We start from the raw sequence: 15,876 nt of genomic DNA, 5'->3' as shown, positions 1-15,876 counted from the left end.
TCGTCTCAACCCGCCGGCTTCTTCTGCGCGGCCTGCACTTGCTTCAGCATCTCCTTCACCGCGATCATCGCCGCGGCGAGCTTTTCCGGATCGCGCGAGCGGACCACGAGATTGGTGTTCGGCTTCTGGTTCTCGTCCTGGAACGGATAGCTGCCGATGATGGTGTCGGGATTGGCTTCCGCGATCGCCCGCAGCGGGCCGCCGATGTCGCCTTCTCGCGCGTCGGCCCTGACCGAGTCCGACAACATCCGCACGCCGGATTTCAGGGTCGGCGCCACGATGTCCATCATCGCCTGCATGATGCTGGGGATGCCGGCCATCACGATGACATTCCCGAGCTTGAAGCCCGGCGCCAGGATGGTCGCGCTCTGGATCAGCTCGGCGCCGTCAGGCACCCGGGCCATGCGGAGCCGCGCCTCGTTGAGGTCCTGCTCGCTCCAGCGCTCCCTGAACCGCGCCACCACCTCGGGGTGATGATGGATATCGACCCCGAACGCCTTCGCCACGCTGTCGGCGGTGATGTCGTCATGGGTCGGCCCGATGCCGCCGGTGGTGAACACGTAGGTGTACCTATGCCGCAGCGCATCAAGGGCAGAGACGATGTCGGCCTCGTCATCGGCGACGACGCGGACCTCCTTCAGGTCGATGCCGATGTTGGTCAGGTATTCGGCGATGAAGCCGATGTTCTTGTCCTTGGTCCGGCCGGACAGGATCTCGTCGCCGATCACCAATATCCCCGCCGTGACGATCTCGCTCATGGTCTCATTCCCTAACTTGATCCCCTGACATTGCCGATCCAATGCCTTGATGTCACGGGGTTTTGCCGCCGAATTAAGCAGACCTCAGCCGGTTTTTCGGGCAGGCCTTCCACTTCACCCATAGCAAATGCCGCAAGCCAATGCATATCGCGCTGGCCCGCCCCTTGCTACCATCCCATCAAGTCATGCACTGTGTCACATGGCTTGGGAGGGCAGTCGGGCTATATGGCAGTCGCGTTCGATGAGATGAATGGCCTCGGCGAGGATCTCCGCCCGGCCTACCAGGAGCTCTCCCGCTGGCTCAAAGAGACGCCGCCGGATGCGCTCGAATATCGACGCCAGGAAGCGGAGCTCTTGTTCCGCCGGATCGGCATCACCTTCGCGGTCTATGGCGATGCCGAGGCCCAGGAGCGGCTGATCCCGTTCGACGTCATCCCCCGCATCATGTCGGCGACCGAGTGGACGCTGCTGGAGAAGGGCCTCAAGCAGCGCGTGCTCGCGCTCAACATGTTCTTGAAGGACATCTATCACGGCCGCGACATCCTGCGCGCCAACGTCATCCCCGAGGACCTGATCTTCCAGAACCCGGTGTTCCGTCCGGAGATGAACGGCCAGGACGTGCCGCACGACATCTACGTCCACATCGCCGGCATCGACATCATCCGCACCGATCCCGACAATTTCATTGTGCTGGAGGACAATGCGCGCACGCCATCCGGCGTGTCCTACATGCTGGAAAACCGCGAGATCATGATGCGGTTGTTTCCGGACCTGTTCGCGCGGCACCGCGTCGCGCCGGTGGACCGTTATCCGGACGAGCTGCTGTCGGCGCTGCGGTCGGTGGCGCCGCACAGCGCCTCTGCCGAGCCGACGGTCGCGCTGATGACGCCCGGCGTCTACAACTCGGCCTATTACGAGCACTCCTTCCTCGCCGACAAGCTCGGCATCGAGCTGGTCGAGGGGCGCGACCTCATCGTCAAGAACGACGAGGTGTTCATGCGCACCACCGAAGGGCTGAAGCGGGTCGACGTGATCTATCGCCGCGTCGACGACGATTTCCTCGATCCCCTCACCTTCCGGCCGGACTCCGCGCTCGGCGTCCCCGGGCTGATGTCAGCCTACGCCGCCGGCAACATCACGCTCGCCAATGCGGTCGGCACCGGCATCGCCGACGACAAGGCGATCTATTCCTACATGCCTGATATCGTGAAGTTCTACCTCAGCGAGGAGCCGATCCTGAAGAACGTGCAGACCTGGCGCTGCCGGGAAGCGCAGGATCTGTCCTACGTGCTCGACAACCTCGCCGACCTCGTCGTCAAGGAGGTGCACGGCTCGGGCGGCTACGGCATGCTGATCGGCCCCGCCGCAACCAAGGCGACGATCGAGGCGTTCCGCGACAAGCTCAAGCGCGAGCCGGAAGGCTTCATCGCCCAGCCGACGCTGGCGCTGTCGACCTGCCCGACCTGCACCGACAAGGGGCTGGCGCCGCGTCATGTCGACCTCCGCCCGTTCGTGCTGACCGGCTCCAGCCACACCACCATCGTGCCCGGCGGGCTGACCCGCGTCGCGCTGAAGGAAGGCTCGCTCGTCGTCAATTCGAGCCAGGGCGGCGGCACCAAGGACACCTGGATACTGAGCGAGTAGTTGAAAGCATGCTGTCGCGCACCGCCGAAAACCTGTTCTGGCTGGCCCGTTATGTCGAACGCGCCGAATATCTGGCGCGCACCATCGATGCGACGTTGCGCGTCACCGCACTGCCCGCGGCCTATGTCGGCAAGACCAATGAGTGGGATTCCGCACTGCTCACCGCCGGCGTCGGCGCAAGCTTCTACGATCACTATGAGGAAGCCGACGAGCGGAACGTCATCGAGTATCTCTCCTTCTCGTCGGAAAATCCGTCCTCGATCAAGAACTGCATCGAGGCGGCGCGGCTCAATTCACGCTCGGTACGGACAGCGCTGACGTCGGAGATGTGGGACACCATCAATTCGGCGTGGATCGAGCTGCAGGCGGTCTGGAACAAGGGTCCCGCCAACCGCGAGGAGCTCGCCAAATTCCTGCGCTTCGTGCAGGAGACCTCGCTGCGTTTCGACGGCTCGGCCTACCGCACCATGCTGCGCAACGACGCCTACTGGTTCTCGCGGCTCGGGGTCCATCTCGAGCGCGCCGACAATACCGCACGGATTCTCGACGTGAAATATCACATGCTGTTACCCGAGGAGGAGCATGTCGGCGGCCCGCTGGATTACTACCAGTGGACCTCGATCCTGCGTTCGGTGTCGGCAACGACCGCCTATCACTGGGTCTACCGGGAAACCCTGAAGCCCTGGCTGATCGCCGACCTGCTGATCCTCAACGATACGCTGCCGCGCTCGCTTGCCAGCTGCTACAGCAACCTCGTGCGCAACCTCGACCAGATCGGCGTCGCCTATGGCCGCCAGGGCGCCTCGCAACGCCATGCCCGCGGCATCAGGAACCGGCTCGAGCACAGCAACATGGACGATATCTTCCAGCACGGCGTGCACGAATTCATCCAGGAGTTCATCGCGGACAACTCACGGCTGGGTGAGATCATCACCAAGCAATATCTGATCTGACCGGTTTTGAGGCAAAATCTCGTCATGGCCAGGCAAAAGCGCGAAGCGCGTCTTTCGTGACGTAGGTGACCGCCATCGACATCTTGCTTTCGCGGCCGATTAGGAAGAAAGACGTGGGTGCCCGGGAAGGGTCCGGGCATGACACTCCTGCCCTGAAAAAACCGATTGAACACCGGTTGAGCCATGCGCCTGCGGATAGCCCACACCACCACCTATCGTTACGAGCCGGCGGCCTCGGGCGTGATCCAGATTCTGCGGATGACGCCCGGCAGCCATGACGGCCAGTATGTCGCGGATTGGCAGATCGACGTCTCGACCGATTCCCGGCTCGACACCCATGAGGACGCCTTCGGCAACGTCACCCATGTGCTGACGCATGGTTCGATCAGTGACCTCACGATCCATTGCGAGGGCCTGATCGAGACCCAGGATACCGGCGGCGTGCTGCGCGGCAGCGACGAGCGGTTTCCGCCGAGCCTGTTCCTGCGTCCCACACCGCTGACTGATCTCAACCCGGCAATGACGGCCATCGTGCGCGAGCTGCGCGCGGAAGCCGGCGCCGACGTGCTCGGTTTCCTGCACGCGCTGATGGTGCAGATCTACGAGCACATGACCTTCGACGAGGACCCGACCAACAGCGCCACCTCGGCCGCCGAGGCGTTCGCGCTGAAGCGCGGCGTCTGCCAGGACTACGCGCACATCCTGATCGCCTGCGCGCGCGCCGGCGGCGTTCCGGCGCGGTTCGTCTCCGGCCACTTCCTGCGCTCCGACGGCATGGTCAACCAGCAGGCCGGCCACGCCTGGGCCGAGGCCTTCGTGCCCGATCTCGGCTGGATCGGCTTCGACGCCGCCAATGGCATTTGCACGACCGACGCCCATGCCCGCGTCGCGATCGGGCTCGACTATCTCGGCGCCGCCCCGGTCCGCGGCACCCGCTATGGCGGCGGCAACGAGACGCTGACGGTCGCGGTCAAGGTCGACCAGGCCGGCCGCCCCGGACAGTGGCAGAGCCAGACGCAGTCGTAGCGCTGATCCCTCTCCGCGTCCGTCATTGCGAGCCAACGGGTCGCGCGAACGCGCGCCCGAGGCCAGGCTCCGCGAAGCAATCCATCTGATCGCTTGCGGAGGCATGGATTGCTTCGCCGCTTCGCTCCTCGCAATGTCCGCAGGGGTGCTATGATCGCTGCTGCAAACCAAACCAGCGGGACAAGCCATGGCCACCGTAAAACTGCTTTCCGACGACGAGCTCTCGGCGGAAGCACGCGCCGTCTTCGACGACATCCGCAAGACGCGGAACTCGGACTTCGTCAACAATTTCTGGCGCGCGCTGGCGCATGATCCGAAGACCCTGCGGCGGACCTGGGAGAGCATCAAGGAGGTGATGGCACCCGGCGCGCTCGACCCGAAGGTCAAGGAGATGCTCTACGTCGCCGTCTCGGTGGCCCACGGCTGCAGCTATTGCATTCACTCGCACACCGCGAGCGCCCGCGCCAAGGGCATGACCGACGCCGAATATCAGGAAATGCTGGCAATCGTCGGCATGGCCGCCGAGACCAACCGGCTGGTCACGGCGCTTGGCGTGCCGGTCGACGAGGCCTTCCTCGTCGATGCACCTGCGGGACGAAGCCAGGAGCCGTGACGCTCCTGCCTGTCCCGCGGATGAGTGATGTCACGAAATGCGCTCAACGTCGGATTTGAGGACAACCAGGAAACGGGCAGCTTCGCCGCCCGTCACCACCCGATGATCGAAGGTCAGCGATAGCGGCAGCGTGCGTCGGACCGCAACCTGCCCGCGAAGCGCGACCACGCGCTGCGAAATCCGCCCGGCGCCGACGATCGCCGTCTGTGGCGGCACGATGATGAGATTAGCAAACCGGCCTCCGATCATGCCGAAGTTCGACAACGTGATCGTCGCACCGCGCAGTTCCCCCGGGGGTATCGCGCGCGCGATTGCGTCGGCTCGCAGACGGTCGAGTCCGGCCCGCAGGTCCGATACGCTCCGCTCCGCGACATTGCGCAGCACGGGGACGATCAGGCCGCCGCCGGTGTCGACAGCGATGCCGAGATCGATGCGCTCGATCAGGCGCCGTTCTCCCGTACCGGAATGATACCAGGCATTGAGCGCGGGCTCTGCCTTGCAGGCAGCGGCGATCGCCCGCGCCAGGCGGATTGTCACGTCCTCGCCCTGCCGCCAATCGTCGATGTCGGCTTCATCGGTGACCGTCGCGGGGACGATTTCCGCATGCGCTGCCGTCATGCGTTGGGCCATCGCGCGGCGCAAGCCGCGCAGCGGCTCGGCGGGTCCGCTGTGAGACATCCGCTTCGCCGCCCTCTCGACATCGGCCCGCGTGATGGTGCCGCCGGGCCCGGTCGCCTCGACGAGATCGAGCGCGACGTCAAGCTTGCGCGCAAGGGCGCGCACTGCCGGAAACACTCGGGCTCCCTGCCCGCTGGGCGGCGAGGCAGTTGCTGGCGCCGGCCGTTGCTCGCCGGTGTCGAGTTCGCCCACAATCGTGCCGGTGTCCTGCCCGGCGTCCTCGGCAAACTCGACGAGCGGCGCGCCGACCTTCACGATATCGCCCTTGGCACCGAACAGGCGCGCGATGCGTCCGCTCGACGGCGCCGGTATCTCGACCACCGCCTTGTCGGTCTCGACCGAAACGAGCGGCTGATCGGTCACGACGTGATCGCCCTCGTTGACGTACCAGGTGACGATCTCGGCTTCTTCAAGACCTTCACCAAGGTCCGGCAACGTGAACTGGCGCATGGCACAAGGTCCGTCGGTGTTCAGTTGTACTGTTGCGCCTTTCGGGCTGCGGTCACGATGCGTCCGACCGACGGCATGTAGCGTTGCTCGAGGCGGGCCATCGGAATGATCGTGTCGTAGCCGGTGACGCGGGTCACGGGTGCGAGCAGCGAGGACAGTCCGCGCTCGGCGATCATGGCCGCGATCTCCGCCCCAAATCCGCCGGTGTGCGCGGCCTCGTGCACGATGACGCAGCGCCCGGTCTTTGTGACCGACCTGAGCACGGTGTTTTCATCGTAGGGCTTGAGCGTGGCGAGGTCGATAACCTCGGCAGCGATGCCCTCGTCGGCGAGCGCGTCCGCTGCGGCCATCGTTTCCTTCAGCATCGCACCCCAGCTGATCAGCGTGACGTCGCGACCTTCCCTCTCGACAAAGGCGCGATCCATCGGCAAGGCTTCGCCGTTGTCCTCCACCTCGCCTTTCACGGCGCGGTACAACCGCGTCGGCTCCAGGAACACCACCGGATCGGGATCGCGGATCGCGGCGAGGAGAAGTCCATAGGCGCGCTCCGGCGACGAAGGCACCACGACACGCAAGCCCGGAATGTGGGCCAGCATCGCCTCGGTGCTTTCGGAATGATGCTCGGGCGCGCGAATGCCGGCACCATGCGGCGTCCGCAGGACCATCGGACAAGTGAGCCGTCCCTGGGTACGGTTGCGCAGCCGTGATGCGTGGTTCACCAGCTGATCGAGACAGGGATAAATAAATCCCATGAACTGGATTTCGCCCACGGGCTTCAGTCCCTGCGCGGCCATGCCGACGCAAAGCCCGCTGATCAGGAGTTCGGCAAGCGGCGTATCGAGGACGCGCTCCGGACCGAAGCGCTCCTGCAAGCCGACGGTCGCGCGGAAGACGCCGCCATTGACGCCGACATCCTCGCCGAGCACGACCACATCGGGATCATCCGCCATCGCGCGGCCGAGCGCCAGATTGATGGCTTCGACCAACGTGAGTTCAGGCATCGTCCTCTCCTGCAAGTTCGCGACGCTGCGCGGCATACGCCTCGGGCAGATCGGCATAAAGGTTGTCGAACATGGTTTCTGCTCGGCGTGGCGGCGTCTTCAGATAGCGCTCCACCGCCGCCTCGATGCGCTCATGGCACTCGGCGGCAAGCCGCTCCTCATCCGCCTTGGTCCACATCTTCTGACCCACAAGATAGGACCGGAGGCGCGCGATCGGCTCTTCCTTCCAATGCGCCTGGACTTCTTCGGCCGAACGATAGCGCAATGCATCATCTGACGTCGTGTGATCGCCGAGCCGATAGGTGACCGCTTCAATGAAGTGAGGGCCCTTGCCGTCGCGGGCAGTGGCAATGGCCTCCTCGGCCGCGGCACGCATCGCCACCACGTCACTCCCGTCCACCTGCTCGCCGCTGAACCCGGCGCCGATGGCCTTCTGCGCCAGCGTCTCGGAACCCGTCTGCAGACGCAACGGCACCGATATGGCCCATTGATTGTTGGTGGCGACGAACACGAGCGGCAATTTGTGAACGCCGGCGAAATTCATGGCCTCGTAGACATCGCCTTTCGAGGTGGCGCCGTCGCCGAACATGCAGACGGCCACGCGCGGCTCCTTGCGCAACTTCAGGGCGTAGGCAACGCCGGCGGCATGCGGCGCCTGTGATCCGACGGGAACGCAGAACGGGAAATCGTGCACCGGACCGGAGAATTGATTGCCGCGTTCATCGCCGCCCCAGAACAGCAGGATCTCCTCCAGCGCGACGCCACGCCAGAGCAACGCGCCGTTGTCGCGATAGGAGGGCAACAGAACGTCATCCTCCCGCATAGCACTCGCAATCCCGACCGACACCGCCTCCTGGCCGAGCGAAATGGCATAGGTTCCCAGCCGACCGGTGCGCTGCAATGCAACAGCCTTTCGGTCGAACAGACGCAAGAGCACCATCGACCGGTAAAGTTCGACCAGCAGCTTGGCATCGGTGGCGAAGGCAGGAAGCGGCCGCTCTATCGAGCCGTCGGGCGCGAGGTAATTGCGGCGGCGCACCTCAAAGCGCGCAATGACGGGGAGCTCTTCGTTTGCTCTTTTGCTGGCCACGCGCTCATTCCTGGAGCGGTTCTGCCTCCCACATTCAGTTATTTGGTGTTAGGGCCGCGACGATGCAATACCGTAGCAGCATCGCTCTTGGCGCACGCGTCAGCGGCCGGGTCGTAAGGATCGATCGACAGGATCCGTGGAACAGCGCCGCGACTGCGGTATAAGAGAGCATGGCAAATGGTCAGGTTGTCCTCGTAACAACTGCGCCGTTGGACGGCGGCCCGCCTGTTCGCTCGGTCTTCTTCGTGGCTGAAGGAGACGCGGCAAAGGCCACGGCCATTATTGCGGACATGATGGCCCCGAATGAAACAGTCGAAGCGTGGGGGCCGCTTCCCGAAGCAGCTGTCAAGGCGCTCGGGTTGAAACCCGGTGACTACACCCACAGCTGACTTGCATCGGATAGCTGCCCGGCGCGCGAAGGTCTGCGGCCGCATCCTTGCGCAGAGGGTGTGATCTTGACGCGGCGCCCTCGCTTACGCGAGGCCACCGCGGTCCCGATCACAACGCGGGGAGCCCTCTTTCTCGAGCAAGGGACATGGCGTAATCTGCAGCGAGCTGCCCTTAGACGGGACGGGCCGACGTCGCCGTTTGAAGGAACGGGCAGCGGTCAGGCCGTCGGCAGGCATCGCAGTCTGAAAGCAGCGCCTGCCTTATGTGGCGCTCCCTCAACTTCAACATGAAACAGGTTGGCCTGCCGCGCGCGCGGCAGACAAGGGCAGTGCTTAACCCTTGGAGGACGACATGGCGACATTCATATTGAGGATCGACTGGACCGACCAGGGAATTCGTAATGTCAAGGAAGCTCCCAAGCGCAGCCGAGCGGCGAAAGAACTCGCCAAGACGCTAGGTGTCGAAATCAAGGAGGTCTATCTCACCTCCGGCGAGCATGACATCCTTCTCCTCGCCGAAGCACCGCTCGGCGACAACATCACAAAACTCGCGCTTGCCCTCAGCTCTCTGGGAAACATACGGACTTGCACCTCACGGGCCTGGCCCGAGGCGGAGTGGACCAAGCTGATATCCGAGCTCCCGTAGCTACGTCGGATATCCCGATGGATCTCTGCGCGGCCTGACTGACGGGCGCCGTCGCAGACTTGCCCCGGCGATCGGCGCGGGAGTGCGCGCATGCGCAGGACCAGCCACCGCTTTGGTCGTGTGAATAAATGAGGATACGAAGCGCACGAGGGCAACGGCACACGTCGTCGCCGGCGGGCCACCACGCGCTACTTATCCAGCCAGACATCCTCGAAGCGCAGATTGTTGTACTGGCTGTTGTCGTGCGGATGGAAATTCCTCACATAGGGCTGCCAGCAATTGCCGGCCGATGAGTGCAGGATGACCGGCCGCGCGGCATCGTCGACCAGCAGGTGCTCGATGTCGAACACGATCTTGCGGCGCTTGTCCCTGTCGACCTCGCGCGACTGCGCCGCCAGCAGCTTGTCGACTTCGGCGTTGCAATACTGGGTGTAGTTGCGCTCGGAGTTGCAGGAATAGTTCTCCACCAGATTGCCGTCGGGATCGTCGACGCTGACGCCGGTGACATTGAGGCCGATGGTGTAGTCCTTGCGCTGCAGCCGCGAGTACCAGCGCGGCGTGTCCAGAATGTCGAGCTCGGCCGTGATATAGATCTTCTTGAGCTGGTCGGCGAGGATCACCGCCGGGTCGCGATAGGTCGGCAGGTTCCGGGTCTGGATCTTGATCGACAGCGGCTTGGCGTCGCTGTAGCCGAGCTTCTGCATGATCGCCTGCGCCTCGGCGAGGTTCTTCCCGGTATCGGGACCGTAACCCATCAGCGTCGACAGGATCTCCGGCGGCATGCCCCACTCGCCTTCGGGCTTGGCCTGCATCGCGCCCCCGAGCCGCCCGCTGCCTTCGAACAGGATGCTGTTGAAGGCCTTCCGATCCAGCGCCAGCGACATCGCCTTGCGGATATCCGGATTGTCGAACGGCGGATTGACGCGGTTGACCAGAAGATTGATCTGCAGATTGGTCGACGTCATCTCGCAGATCGCGTTCGGCGCCCGCGCCTTGACGTCCTTCATCAGGGGAATGCTGACGTCGGACGGAAAGGTGATGTCGTAGTCGCCGGTCGCGAACGCCAGCATGCGGGTGGCGCGGCTATCGATCGAGCGCACCGTGATCTCGTCGAGATACGGCCGGTCCTTCTTGAAGTAATCGGGGTTACGGACCAGACGGATAGAGTCGCCGCGCCGGAACTCGACGAGCTTGAACGGCCCGGTGCCGACCGGCTTGGTGCGCATCACCTGCTGCGGCACGTGGCAGGGATAGACAACCGAGAAGGCGCTGGCGAGCAGCGCCAAGAGACCTGGCTGCGGCTCGGTCAGCTCGAAGGTCGCCTCGTTGTCGCCATTGATGCTGACGTCCCTGAGCTTCGAGTACCAGACCTTGCGCGGGTTGCGCTTGAAGTCCGGTGTTTTGACGTCTTGGGTCTCGCTCTTGCCGATCAGCATCCGCCAGGTGCACTGCACGTCCTTGGCCGTGAACGGCTGGCCGTCATGCCACTTCACGCCGTGCCGCAGCTTGAAGGTAAGCTTTGTGTTGGTCTGGTCCCACGACCAGCTCTCGGCGAGATCGGGGATCACGGTGTCGATGCTTTCGTGCACCTTGGCCGGATTGAACACCACGAGGTTGTTGAAGACGGCCGCGAACGGCATCACCGAGGCGATGGTGGATTCCTCGAGCAGCGAGGTCGAGGGCGGGTTGTCGTTGTGATAGAGCCGCAGGGTGCCGCCCTTCTTCTGCGCCGATGTAGGGCTCGCGGCCATCGCGGCGATGCCCAATGCCACAATGCACGCGGCCAGTTTGAACGACATTCCCGCCTCCCGAAATTTCTTGTTGTCGTCGGTTGCAGGCAGTCGAGCACAACACCCCGCCCCCCGCAACGACGCAAGGCGAAGATCATTGCCGGCTGCGCGCCACGCAGAGCGAGACCGGAATGCTCGCGACCTCGATGGCCGGAACAGGGCACCCGGACGGACCACCGCCGGGACCGGCGGCCCCGACCCGCGCGACCGGCCATCGCACGTCCCGTCACGGGGAATTGGGGTTGGATGCATCCTCGAAATTGGCTACACGTTTCCCGCCGAGAAACTCGGACCGTCTGAGGGCTTTAAATGACCTATTGCTGCGGAATCCTGGTGCGCGACGGGCTCGTCATGATCGCCGATACCCGCACCAATGCCGGCCTCGACAACGTCTCGACCTTCCGCAAGCTGCACATCTTCGAAAAGCCTGGCGACCGCATCATGGCGATCGCCAGCGCCGGGAATCTCGCGATCAGCCAGTCGGTGCTGTCGACCCTGACCGAGGGCATGGAAAATCCGGACACCGGCGAGCTCGAGACGCTGATGAACGCCCCGACCATGTTCCAGGCGGCGCAGCGGATCGGCCGCGCCATCCGCTCGGTGCACGCCACCGAGGGCGACGCGCTGCGCGCCGAGGACATCTCCTTCGACGTCTCGTTCCTGTTCGGCGGCCAGATCAAGGGCTCGCGGATGCGCCTGTTCATGGTCTACACCGCCGGCAACTTCATCGAGTGCACCACCGACACGCCGTACCTGCAGATCGGCGAGCACAAATACGGCAAGCCGGTGCTCGACCGCGCCATGCACTACGACGTCGAGCTCTACGAGGCGCTGAAGACCGGGCTGATCTCGATGGATTCGACGATGCGCTCCAACCTCGGCGTCGGCCTGCCGATCGACGTGCTGGTGGTGCGCACGGACGCCTGCGAGGCCGACCTCAACCACCGCATCGAGGCCGGCGAGCCCTATTTCCACGACCTGCGCTCACGCTGGTCGGCGGCGCTGCGCGCGGCGCACCAGAACATTCCACGGCCCCCCTACAAGAACGAAACCGAAGCAAAAACCAAGTAAGAGGAAACTCGGATGACTGAGGCAACCAGCAAGATCGCACTCGTGACCGGCGCCGGCACCGGCGTCGGACGCGCCGCGTCGCTCGCTTTGATGGACAAGGGCTACACCGTGGTGCTCGCCGGGCGCCGCATGGAGATGCTGGAAGAGACCGCCAAGCTCGGCCCCGCCGGCAAGAGCCTGTGCGTTTCGGCCGACATGGCCAATCCGGCCGCGATCGCAGCCCTGTTCGACAAGGTGAAGGCGACCTATGGCCGGCTCGACGTTCTCTTCAACAACGCCGGCATGGGCGCGCCGCCGGTGAACTTCGAGGATCTGCCGCTCGAGCAGTGGCAGGCCGTGGTCAACACCAACCTGACCGCGCCGTTCCTGTGCACCCAGCACGCCTTCCGCATCATGAAGGACCAGGCGCCGCGCGGCGGCCGCATCATCAACAACGGCTCGATCTCGGCGCATGCGCCGCGGCCGTTCTCGGCCGCCTACACCTCGACCAAGCACGCCATCACCGGCCTCACCAAGTCGTCCAACCTCGACGGCCGCATGTATGACATCGCGGTCGGCCAGGTCGATATCGGCAATGCCGCGACCCCGATGACCGACCGCATGGTCAACGGCCCCGGCGTGCTGCAGCCGGACGGCACCACCAAGCACGAGCCGCGCATGGACGCCAAGGCGGTCGGCGACGCCGTGGCCTACATGGCCGGCCTGCCGCTCGACGCCAACGTGCTGTTCATGACTGTGATGGCGACCAAGATGCCGTTCGTCGGCCGGGGCTGATCTTCTCCTCCCTGCTTGCGGCAGGACCCTCACGACGCCCGGCCGGGCTTGTCCCGGCCGGCCGTCGCGGGGTGCGCTGCCAAAATATCGAAAACAACCCCCATGCAAAGGAGCCGGCAGCTGTCGGCGTCCGACACGGCAACTTGACACGTCGGGCAAATCAGCGATACTTTTCCATTATTCCGAAATCATGAAAAGCTTGCCCCGGGGCTCATCTTCCCCTTCTCCCCGCGCGCGGGGAGAAGGTCGGGATGAGGGGGAGTCTCCACAAGGACGGTGAGAGACAAACGCGCGGAGAGTCCCCCTCACCCGGATTGCTGCGCAATCCGACCTCTCCCCGCAAGCGGGGCGAGGTAAGGGAAGCGCCCTACTCCAGCTTCTCGACGTCCCGCAGCGTCGGGAACAACTTCATCCAGAGCAGCGCGACCGCGACCGTGGCGACGCCGCCGAGCACGGCCGACGGCACGGTGCCGAGCAGCGCCGCGGTGACGCCGCTCTCGAACTGGCCGAGCTGGTTCGACGCGTTGATGAACAGGAAGTTCACCGCGCCGACACGGCCGCGCATCTCGTCGGGGGTGGCGAGCTGCACCAGCGAGAAGCGGATCACGACGCTGATCGTGTCCGCGGCGCCGAGCACCGCGAGCGCCAGCGCCGACAGCCACATCCAGTGCGACAGCGCGAACACCACCGTCGCAACGCCGAACACGATCACCGCCTGGAACATCCGCATGCCGACGCGGCGGTTGATGGTGTGCCGCGCCAGCACCATCGTCATCAGCAGCGCACCGACCGCGGGCGCGGCGCGCAGGATGCCGAGGCCGAGCGGACCGGCTTGCAGGATATCGCGCGCATAGATCGGCAGCAGCGCGGTGACGCCGCCGAACAGCACCGCGAACAGATCGAGCGAGATGGTGCCGAGGATTGCCGGATTGCTGCGAACGAAGGTGACGCCGGCAAACAGGTCGTCCGACGACCCGCCGTTCTTCACCGGCGCCTGCTGCAGCCGGCCGATGCCGCCGGTGAGCAGCACACCGAACAGCCAGAACACCATCATGATGCCGTAGGGCGCGCCCGGCATCAGGGCATAGGCGAAGCCGCCGAGCGCGGGTCCGGTGATGGTCGCGACCTGCGCCGCGCCGCTCGAGATCGCGGTCGCCCGCTGCAGCGAGCCTTGCGGCGCGATCAGCGGCAACAGCGCGGCGGTCGCCGGACTCTCGAACGCGCCGGCGATCCCGAGCACGAAGGTCGCGACGAAGATCTGGATCTCGGAGATGGTGCCGGCAAAGGTGCTTCCGGCGAGAAACAATGCGGTCAGCGCCTCCGCGATCTGGCAGGCCTGCACCACGCGCTTGCGCTCGAAGCGGTCGGCGGCGTGGCCGGCGACGAATACCAGGAGCGCCGTCGGCAAAAACTGCACAAGTCCGACCATGCCGAGGTCGAACGCGCTGCCGGTCAGATCATAGATCTGCCAGCCGATCGCCACCGCGCCGATCTGGCTGGAGAAGCGCGACAGGCTGCGCGACGACAAGAAGAACAGGAACGGTCTGTGGCCGAGCAGATCGCGGGCGCCGGCCGGCGTGGCGGAGGACATGGATGATTGCGTGGCCGAGCGCCTGCAACTTGTCAATGGATACGAGATGAACGCGCAACAGCATTGCGCTGCGCGAGGCCCCTGCCCATAATCCCGCGAGAGTTCTTGGGGGCGTGATGCTGCAGTTGCAATCGGCGTTCGGCGTGGTGGCGTTGCTCTTGATCGCCTGGGCGCTGAGCGAGAATCGCCTGAAGGTGTCGCTGCGCCAGGCGGCGATCGGGCTTGTCGTCACGATCGTCACGGCTCTGGTGCTGATCAAAGTGCCGCTGGTGACGCAGGCCTTCGGCGCGATCAATGACGCCGTCGGCACCATCGCCGCCGCGACGCGCGCCGGCACTGCCTTCGTGTTCGGCTATGTCGGCGGCGGCCCGGCGCCGTTCGATCCCAAGGCGCCCGGCTCGGATTTCATCCTCGCCTTCCAGGCGCTGCCGATCGTGCTTGTGATGAGCGTGCTGACGACGCTGTTGTTCTATTGGCGCGTGCTGCCGCCTGTCGTGCGCGGCATGGCCTGGATCCTGGAGCGCACACTCGGCGTCGGCGGCGCGGTCGGGCTCTCGACCGCGGCCAATATCTTCCTCGGCATGGTCGAAGCGCCGCTCTTCATCCGCCCCTATCTCGCACAGCTGACGCGCTCCGAATTGTTTCTGGTGATGACCGGCGGCATGGCCGGGATCGCCGGCACGGTGCTTGTGCTGTACGCCACGCTGCTGGCGCCGCTGATCCCGGATGCGGCCGCGCATTTCGTCATCGCCTCGGTGCTCGGCGCGCCGGCCGCTATTTTAGTGAGCCTGATCATGGTGCCGGAAACGTCCGGCAAGCGCACCGGCGGATCGCTCGACAATCCCGATATCCAGGTGTCGTCGACGATGGACGCCATCGTGAAGGGCACGGCAGCCGGGCTCGAGCTCTTGATGAACATCATCGCGATGCTGCTCGTGCTGGTCGCGCTGGTGTATCTGGCAAACGCGATCATCGGCCTGCTGCCGGAGATCGGCGGCGCGAAGATTTCGCTGCAGCGCCTGCTTGGTTACGTCATGGCGCCGGTGTGCTGGCTGATGGGCCTGCCCTGGCCGCAGGCGATCACGGCCGGAAGCCTGATGGGCACCAAGACCGTGCTGAACGAGTTGATCGCCTATGTCGACCTGTCGAAGCTCGGCCCCGACGCGCTCGATCCGCGCTCGCGGCTGATCATGCTCTACGCGATGTGCGGCTTTGCGAACTTCGCGAGCCTCGGCATCATGATCGGCGGCCTCGGCATCATGGCGCCCGAGCGGCGCGACGAGATCAACGCGCTCGGGCTGAAGTCGATCGTCTCGGGCACGCTGACGACCTGCCTGATGGGCGCGATCGTGGGGATGCTGACGCAGCCGTAGTCGCAGTAGCCCGGATGGAGCCAACGGGT

General features: G+C 64.8%; 15 protein-coding genes. 9 read left to right on the top strand and 6 right to left on the bottom strand.

What is annotated here, in order from left to right; genetic code table 11:
• Positions 1-5 precede the first annotated feature (5 nt).
• Complete coding sequence (locus ACVWZM_RS36025; protein WP_076830204.1) at positions 6-758, bottom strand: competence/damage-inducible protein A; 753 nt, start codon at positions 756-758, stop codon at positions 6-8.
• Between the two features lie 225 nt (positions 759-983).
• Here ACVWZM_RS36025 and ACVWZM_RS36020 point away from each other — a divergent pair, with 225 nt between their 5' ends.
• The 4 genes from ACVWZM_RS36020 (at position 984) to ACVWZM_RS36005 (ending at position 4,994) form a co-directional block, all read left to right on the top strand.
• Positions 984-2,402, top strand: a complete 1,419-nt coding sequence (locus tag ACVWZM_RS36020; protein ID WP_057019094.1) for a circularly permuted type 2 ATP-grasp protein — start codon at positions 984-986, stop codon at positions 2,400-2,402.
• 8 nt (positions 2,403-2,410) lie between these two features.
• Positions 2,411-3,355 (top strand): alpha-E domain-containing protein, encoded by a 945-nt coding sequence (locus tag ACVWZM_RS36015; protein ID WP_016846373.1) that lies wholly within the window; start codon positions 2,411-2,413, stop codon positions 3,353-3,355.
• A 183-nt stretch (positions 3,356-3,538) separates the two neighbouring features.
• Positions 3,539-4,381: a transglutaminase family protein gene (locus ACVWZM_RS36010; protein WP_229158887.1), complete on the top strand. Its 843-nt coding sequence runs from the start codon at positions 3,539-3,541 to the stop codon at positions 4,379-4,381.
• A 187-nt stretch (positions 4,382-4,568) separates the two neighbouring features.
• A complete protein-coding gene (locus tag ACVWZM_RS36005) occupies positions 4,569-4,994 on the top strand; it encodes a carboxymuconolactone decarboxylase family protein (protein ID WP_076830207.1) in 426 nt (141 codons plus the stop codon).
• 30 nt (positions 4,995-5,024) lie between these two features.
• Here the strand turns inward: ACVWZM_RS36005 and ACVWZM_RS36000 are convergent, their stop codons facing one another.
• Genes ACVWZM_RS36000 through pdhA form a run of 3 tightly spaced genes read right to left on the bottom strand, consistent with a single transcriptional unit; the run spans position 5,025 to position 8,213 of the window.
• Positions 5,025-6,122, bottom strand: coding sequence for a dihydrolipoamide acetyltransferase family protein (locus tag ACVWZM_RS36000; RefSeq protein WP_253639491.1), 1,098 nt, complete (start codon positions 6,120-6,122; stop codon positions 5,025-5,027).
• 20 nt (positions 6,123-6,142) lie between these two features.
• Positions 6,143-7,123: an alpha-ketoacid dehydrogenase subunit beta gene (locus ACVWZM_RS35995; protein ID WP_057019116.1), complete on the bottom strand. Its 981-nt coding sequence runs from the start codon at positions 7,121-7,123 to the stop codon at positions 6,143-6,145.
• Positions 7,116-8,213, bottom strand: coding sequence for a pyruvate dehydrogenase (acetyl-transferring) E1 component subunit alpha (pdhA, locus tag ACVWZM_RS35990; protein ID WP_168858050.1), 1,098 nt, complete (start codon positions 8,211-8,213; stop codon positions 7,116-7,118). Before pdhA ends, ACVWZM_RS35995 begins: the two co-directional genes overlap by 8 nt.
• A 170-nt stretch (positions 8,214-8,383) precedes the next feature.
• Here pdhA and ACVWZM_RS35985 point away from each other — a divergent pair, with 170 nt between their 5' ends.
• Both ACVWZM_RS35985 and ACVWZM_RS35980 read left to right on the top strand, forming a co-directional pair.
• Entirely contained in the window at positions 8,384-8,602 is a 219-nt protein-coding gene (locus ACVWZM_RS35985; RefSeq protein WP_057019099.1) for a hypothetical protein, read from the top strand.
• 352 nt (positions 8,603-8,954) lie between these two features.
• On the top strand, positions 8,955-9,248 hold the full coding sequence (locus tag ACVWZM_RS35980) for a GYD domain-containing protein (protein WP_026192964.1): 294 nt from the start codon (positions 8,955-8,957) through the stop codon (positions 9,246-9,248).
• A 188-nt stretch (positions 9,249-9,436) separates the two neighbouring features.
• Here the strand turns inward: ACVWZM_RS35980 and ACVWZM_RS35975 are convergent, their stop codons facing one another.
• Positions 9,437-11,047: an ABC transporter substrate-binding protein gene (locus ACVWZM_RS35975; protein ID WP_253639490.1), complete on the bottom strand. Its 1,611-nt coding sequence runs from the start codon at positions 11,045-11,047 to the stop codon at positions 9,437-9,439.
• A gap of 300 nt (positions 11,048-11,347) precedes the next feature.
• On the opposite strand from ACVWZM_RS35975, the gene ACVWZM_RS35970 reads away from it, so the two are divergent.
• Both ACVWZM_RS35970 and ACVWZM_RS35965 read left to right on the top strand, forming a co-directional pair.
• Positions 11,348-12,109: a hypothetical protein gene (locus tag ACVWZM_RS35970; protein ID WP_057019101.1), complete on the top strand. Its 762-nt coding sequence runs from the start codon at positions 11,348-11,350 to the stop codon at positions 12,107-12,109.
• A 12-nt stretch (positions 12,110-12,121) separates the two neighbouring features.
• Positions 12,122-12,883, top strand: a complete 762-nt coding sequence (locus ACVWZM_RS35965; protein WP_456816720.1) for an SDR family oxidoreductase — start codon at positions 12,122-12,124, stop codon at positions 12,881-12,883.
• 367 nt (positions 12,884-13,250) lie between these two features.
• On the opposite strand, the gene ACVWZM_RS35960 is transcribed toward ACVWZM_RS35965, so the two are convergent.
• Positions 13,251-14,474, bottom strand: a complete 1,224-nt coding sequence (locus ACVWZM_RS35960; RefSeq protein WP_456855769.1) for an MFS transporter — start codon at positions 14,472-14,474, stop codon at positions 13,251-13,253.
• A gap of 116 nt (positions 14,475-14,590) precedes the next feature.
• On the opposite strand from ACVWZM_RS35960, the gene ACVWZM_RS35955 reads away from it, so the two are divergent.
• On the top strand, positions 14,591-15,847 hold the full coding sequence (locus tag ACVWZM_RS35955; RefSeq protein WP_253623741.1) for a NupC/NupG family nucleoside CNT transporter: 1,257 nt from the start codon (positions 14,591-14,593) through the stop codon (positions 15,845-15,847).
• Positions 15,848-15,876: the final 29 nt, after the last annotated feature.

The sequence above is a fragment of the Bradyrhizobium sp. USDA 4501 genome (genome assembly GCF_054062115.1).
The sequence above is the reverse complement of the archived record's forward strand: the minus strand, read 5'-3'. Positions and strand labels throughout refer to the sequence as shown.